5 protein-coding genes are annotated in these 6380 nt (G+C 60.9%); all 5 read right to left on the bottom strand.

Annotated elements, in window-relative coordinates; genetic code table 11:
- The coding region (locus LB529_RS25970; protein ID WP_224712718.1) for an ROK family protein at window positions 1–516 on the bottom strand (516 nt) is incomplete at its 3' end.
- Complete coding sequence (locus tag LB529_RS25965; protein WP_140846235.1) at window positions 500–1327, bottom strand: MurR/RpiR family transcriptional regulator; 828 nt, start codon at window positions 1325–1327, stop codon at window positions 500–502. The genes LB529_RS25965 and LB529_RS25970, both read right to left, overlap by 17 nt.
- A gap of 75 nt (window positions 1328–1402) precedes the next feature.
- Window positions 1403–2533 carry an enhanced intracellular survival protein Eis gene (eis, locus tag LB529_RS25960; RefSeq protein WP_224712717.1) on the bottom strand — a complete coding sequence of 377 codons (1131 nt, stop codon included), beginning with the start codon at window positions 2531–2533 and terminating at the stop codon, window positions 1403–1405.
- Between the two features lie 367 nt (window positions 2534–2900).
- Complete coding sequence (locus LB529_RS25955) at window positions 2901–4088, bottom strand: IS481 family transposase (RefSeq protein ID WP_411962583.1); 1188 nt, start codon at window positions 4086–4088, stop codon at window positions 2901–2903.
- Window positions 4089–5272: 1184 nt separating this feature from the next.
- The gene (locus LB529_RS25950; RefSeq protein ID WP_095765777.1) at window positions 5273–6373 is read right to left on the bottom strand and encodes a LacI family DNA-binding transcriptional regulator; all 1101 of its coding nucleotides are present in this window, start codon (window positions 6371–6373) and stop codon (window positions 5273–5275) included.
- Window positions 6374–6380 lie beyond the last annotated feature (7 nt).

The raw sequence follows: 6380 nt of genomic DNA, 5'->3' as shown, positions 1-6380 counted from the left end.
GCAGCCGCAGAGGATACCGCCGGGCTCGGAGCGTGTGTGCCCGACATGGCCGGCAAGCCCGTTGGCGCCGCTTTGCAACCGGCCGTCTATCACCAGGCCGCAGCCGATGCCGGTCGATACAGTGAAAAAGGCGAAATTGCGAAAACCCGTGCCGGCGCCGAGCGTGAACTCGGCCCAGGCGGCCGCTTGCGCGTCGTTAATGACGAGCGGCGGCATGCCGAAGACGCGTTCGATTGCTGAGGCCAGCACATAGCCATCCTCGATCGGCAGCGTTTCGGGATTCAGCGCGGTGAGCGAGCCGTCGCGGACGATACCGGTGGTCGCGACGGCGACGGCGCCGAAACCTGTTTTCGGCGCGAGATCGGCGATGGCCGCGACCAAATCGTCGCCCCGGCCGGCGCGTGGCGTCGGTGCCTGCCGCCGGTTGGCGATCCTGTCGCCGCTCACCTCGGCGATGGCTATCTTGGTGCCGCCGACATCGATGGCGAGCACCGGCAAATCAGAAGCTGCGGTCACTCACGACCTCCGCCGTGCGGCTGAGCTCGACCAGCCGCTTCGGATCCTGCCTCGTCATCTCGGCGACCAATGCGTCGACGATGAGCAATTGACTGATCTTCGACGGGAAGGCGCCGCCGGTGAGCGGCGTCTCCGGCCAGGAGGCTATTAAAGCCAGGTTACAGACGGCGATCAGCGGGCTCTTCGAGCGATTGGAGATACCAATGACGAAGGCGCCTTTGGAGCGGGCAAGCTCTGCCACGCGCACGGCATCGATGGTCGAGCCGGAGCTTGAGATCACCACCTGCACGGTTCCCGGCTGCGCCGTTCCCGCCGCCATCACCGCCAGATGCGCGTCGCCCGACGCGCGGCTTAGCTTGCCGATGCGGGTCATCTTGTAGGCGAGGTACTGCGCCGTGACGGCCGAGGCGGCGATGCCGAAACACTCGACGACGGAGGCGTCAAGGAGCTTTCGCGATGCGGTGGTAACGTCGTCGCGGACGATCAGTTGCTCGGTCTCGCGCAGCGAGGTAATTGCGGTTTCGACCAGCCGCTGGATGTCATCGGATGGCGAGCCGTTGTCGCGCGCCCGCTCGTCGGTCGCCAGTTCCTTGGCCAGTGCCAGCTTGAAATCCTGGAAGCCGGAAAAGCCTTGGTCGCGGCAGAACCGCATGACGCTGGCCTCCGACGATCCGGACGTTTCGGCAAGCTCGGTGATGCTTTGGCGAAGCGTTGCGTCGGGCTGCGCCAGCACCGTCTCGGCGACGCGTGCCAGCGCCGGCGTCATGTCGCCCGCGGCCGCTCTCAGCGAAGCTATCAGCGCGTGTGTCATGCAAGACCCCTCAAAAAGATTTTCGGTGCGAGCATGTTCTTGTCCAAAACCGGTTCCCACTCTTTGGAATCATGCTCAAAAATGCTCCGCCACCCAAGGCGGCGGTCCGGCAAAGAGCTGGTCGCAAAGGCGAATGTCCGCCGAGTCGCCGGAAACGAGGCCATACTGCGCCAGTTTCGATGCGCTGCGAAAGCCCGTGAAGAGCTGGGCGAAGGCTGCCGGCTGCATCGACACCGACGCGTGCGCCGCCTCGCATATTTCGACTGCGCCGGCGCGGATGTCGATCGCGAGCGGCGATGTCTCGCCGATGCGCAACGCGAGCCGCGCGGCGTCGACATGGTAGCCGCGCTGGCGCAGCGCGGCCTCGGGGTCGAGCACGCGTAAGAGCCATTCCTCCTGATGCGCAAGCCGCCAGCCCTTGTCCGGCATGGCCGCCACCAGATCGTCCTGCGGCGCGCCGTGCCATCTCACCGCCGGATAGACCGAGCGGAAGCGGGCTAGGAAGGAGAGCAGGCCTTGTGCAGCTTCAGGTGTCGCGGCGAACCAGTCACGCACCGTCAGGCAGGCCTCGTTGCCCATGTCGAGGATCAGATAGGCGGCCTCGCCGTCAGCGAGGTAGGCCGCGAGAGCGTCAGTCGGCGTGCGTCGCAACTCGTTCCAGTGCGCGGCACCGCGTTCAAGCAGCCCGGATTCGGGAAGCGTCTTTGCGAGATAAGCTATGGCTAGGCGTGGATCGTCGAGCTCGACGCGATCGAACGCAAGCTTGCTTGCCGAAGGCAGTGCCGCCGTCGCTGCCTCATAGATAATCTCGTGGCCGGCAAGCTCGAATCCGGCCTTGCGGTAGACCGGCCGCGTCGAGGCAAAGAGCGTGGCGATCGTCGCCCCATTGCTCTTCGCCTCATCGCACAGAGCATCCACAAAAGGTACAGCGAGTCCCTGTCCGCGCCACTCCGGCGCAATCGCCACATGCACGATGTTTGCCGCGCGCACAGATCTGCGGTGGAAGACATGCGCCGTCTGAAGCAGCCCCGCGCACACCGCTGGACGGCCATCCTCGCCTCGAATGAGCCGCATCGCTTCGAGGCCGATGTTGGCGATGTATTCGTGCGAACGTGCCTTGCTGAACCCGAAAGCCCAGCTTAGCAGGCTGGCGATATCGACCACATCCTGTGTGGTCGCCCGGTCTGTTGTGAAGTTTTTTTTCATATAATTCCCATCTATGATGCTTTTTATCATAGCAAGAAAACAAGGGTGCGCAACGGGGGCTGATCAGCCCGGCAAAATTTGCGTCGGCAACGTCAAGGATGGATTGCTGGGGGAAGTCCCGCGTGATTAGGATGAACTTGGGCCCAAGTTCGCTTTTTGAGCCTTCAAGCTGCGCCGAGCCGGGGCCAGCGAATTAATATTCGGGAACCGAACCAATCCACAGAAATATTTGTTGGTATTTTTGTTGGCTAGAACGGCCAGGGGTCTATGGTCAAGTATCTGGAAACAAAACAAAATTTCCTTGACTTGGATTCCGCCTCTGGCACCATCCTCTCTTGGGGTCCGTTCCGGACACATAGGTTACGGTTTATACCGGAGACATGGGTAACACTTTTGGCCCGAAGGGGTTGTGGAGTGGTTCGAGCCTGAATGTCTCATCATCAAAGTACCCCAAATCATAGTCCATGAAGCTGGCAAGCCAGATATGGTCTTCGATTTGTTTGATGCCGACGGTCTGGCCGGCAAAGACGAGGCTAAGGTTGATCTTCTTGCGATTGTAGCAGATGCGACCGCAGGTGGTGACGGTGACGGCCTTATCGTGAAACGGATAGTCGAGCTCTGGCAAGCCAGTGTAGGGGCGCGTTGAGGGCGTGTAGCGCTCTGCCGGGCAGTCCATGCCGAGCGCCTGATGCGGGCGCTCTGAGTTGAACTCGTCGATGAAGTCATCGAACCTAGCCTGTTGCTGAAGGAAATTGGCGCCAGCCGGTTTGGTGGCTTCCTTCTTCAGGGTGAGGTGCATGCGCTCGTGGCGCCCATTCTGCTGTGGGCAGCCCGGCTGGATGCGCTCGATGTCGATGCCCAGGCGCAGCCACCAGACCGAGAGCTTGCTGAGGTTGAAGAGCGCGTTGGGGCTGGCGAAGGGAACGCCATTGTCGGTCCTGATGGCGCGGGGCAGACCCAACTCCTTGAAAACGCTCTCGAACACGGTGAAGGCATAGGCTTCCTTGGTGGTCGACAGCGCCTCGCAGGCAATGAGATAGCGGCTGGCGAAGTCAGTGATCGTCAGCGGATAGCAATAGCGCCGATCGGTGAGCATGAACTCGCCCTTGTAGTCGGCGCACCACAGATCATTGGGTCGACAGCTGCTTGAAAGTGGCGTCCCCGTCGCCTTGTTGCGCCGTCGCTTGCGGTGCTCGACCATACCGTGCCGGTCGAGCACCGCATGCACCGTCGAGATCGCAGGCCTGTGCACATCCGGATAGAGCCGGGCCAGCCGCTCGCGTATCTTAGGCGCACCCCAAGTCGGCTTGTCCTGCTTCAGGCGCACAATCAGCTTCTCGATTTGAAACGGAAGCTGATTGGCGTGGCGATAGGGTCGGCGTGACCGATCCGTCAGCCCCTCAAGGCCGCTATCATTGTAGCGCGCGAGGATCTTGTAGCCGGTCTTGCGCGAGATATCGAATTCCCGGCAAAGGACCGCCATCTTCTCTCCGTCCAGCAGACGGGCCACGAACTTAAGCCGCTCGTCCATGACGTTACACTCCTTCCAAGGCACCTTGCTCTCCTTGCAAAGGGCCAAAAGTGTAACCCATCTATCCAGAATGAACTGTCACCCATCTCTCGGGAAGGGCACTTCTCCTGATAGTCCCTTTCGCTGAAGCTTCTACGCCGCAGCCTCTGCAAACGGCTGAAATTGTTGGTCTTTTCGGGTCGGTTCGCGAATTTGAGCGCGGTTGGGCCGTTTCGAGCGCATTTGGTCCAACGGCGGGTGGAGATGGTATTCCGTTGCTAATGGACATTCTGATGGTATTGAGACAGCCAAAGGAGATCTGATAAATGGCCCTTTCCGACGTGAAATGCCGGCACGTCGCCCGCTTCCAAACTCGCGAAATTATCTGACGGTGGCGGGCTCCAGCTATGGCCATAAAGTGTATTCGGGAGATCGGCTCGCCAGGGAGACGAATATCCAACGCCCGAAAAACCCACTGACGATCGAACACCACCTGAAATCTTCCCGTTTCGTTCCGTATGGTCTCGCGCCCAGAATGATGTCAGCGATCTGAGCCGTGCCAGGAAGCGCGCCGAACCGCATGAACGTCAGCTAAGCCCGCCTCATTCTCGCCGCGGCGGATGCCGCCGCCCAGCCGGCAAATGCTCATCGCGGCGAGACGTCAAATAGTCCCGAAAAAGCTTACGAACGTGGAGTCCGCCTGCTGGCGAGATCAGAATAAATCTTGGCAGGGTCGCTATCGTCCTTTTCGATCAGAGACAGTGCTCCGATCGATTGAGCTCGCCGATTTTCATAAGAAATTCAAACTCGTGCATCGGCATACCGATTCCAAGCGAACGGTGCGGTCTCGTTTGGTTTCTTTCGTCACGCTTCGGTCGTCGTGAGTGTCCAACAGGGCGGCCAGCAGACGTAGGCGCAGTTCAGAGTGAACATGCGTTGCATGAGAGGCGGTAAGACGGTCTACGCATGACCGATGGTATCGAAGAAGGCCACCGGGGGTGCCGACTCGATCGCATTGCGTCCGCTTGACGAAAGAGTCGGGTGGGACAAGCAGGCCCTCAGGAGCGGGGTCGCTCGCGCCGGTCGGCACATGTCGCGTAAACCGCACGACGAAGCGTAGTTCCACCGCTGGTTCAGGCTCGACCAGCAGCGCGGCCGCCTCGGCCACGAGCCGCTGCCGCTCGAAACCGCCGGCATATAGTGCCTCAGCGCCTCTCTGGAAAGAACGATTACCGGTCGGTACGAATTGAGATCGAATTGCGTTCCACAAGATGGGCCGACAGAACACGGTGCTCCAGGGGTCTCGTGGCCTCCACCAGCCTCTTCAAGAGGAGTTCGGCCGCCGCCGCTCCAATCAAATGCGCTGGCTGCGCTATGGCGGTGATACCTTGGGCCACGAATTGCATCCAGTCGAGATCGTCGAAGCAAAGCAGCGAAACGTCTTCAGGGATTGCGAGCTTCAACGCGGAGGTCGCCTCCAAAACGCCCGTCGACATCACGCCGTCGGCGGTAAACAGTGCGGACGGCGGATTGCGCATTGTCAACAGATCGAGCGCTTCCTTCCGGGCTGCCTCGCTGGAGTAGACCGCCACGCGGCGTATCAACCGTATGTCAGGCTCGACGCCTGCGGCGCGATGGGCCTCCAAGTAGCCCAACAGCCTCTGCCAGCTCGGATGATGATATCGAACATCAGAGCTGGAGAGATCGGTATTTGCCACAAAGGAGCCGACATCGTCGCGCTGGCCGGGTCCGAGTTCGGCCAGTATGGCAATGCGGTTATGACCGGCCTCGATCATCGTCGCGATGCTGCTGCGCGTTGCAGAGACGTTGTCGACCACGACCGAATCGGTTTCCAGGCCGGCAGTGATGCGATCGAACTGCACGACGGGACAGTGGGCTGCGACAGCCTCCCGCAGATGGTCCGGCTCATCAACAAAGGTCGACGAGACGATTAGCCCGTCAACCTGCTTTTCCAACAGCAGCTGAACCGCCTCTCGCTCGAGTTCGGCATTTTCGTCACTGTTCGTAACGATGACGCCGAAGCCTCCGCTACGCGCGACGTCCCCTATTCCGCGCAGCACGCTCGCATAGAATGGGCTTTCGATGTCGCCGACTACAACTCCGATGGTCTGTGTCTTGCCGGTAATCAAACCTTTGGCCAGGCGGTTGGGGCGGTAGCCCAGCGCGGCTGCGGCGGCGCGCACTTTCTCCTGAACTTCGGGGCTGCTGTAGCCGTAGTCACCAAGTACGCGCCCTGCGGTGGCGGAACTCACCCCGGCCCGGCGAGCGACCTCGATGATGGTTGGGTTCTTCGATGATCTCGGAGTCACTCAGCAA

Source organism: Mesorhizobium sp. CA5, assembly GCF_020165105.1.
Lineage (GTDB): Bacteria > Pseudomonadota > Alphaproteobacteria > Rhizobiales > Rhizobiaceae > Mesorhizobium.
This window is presented reverse-complemented; position numbering and strand designations above follow the sequence as displayed.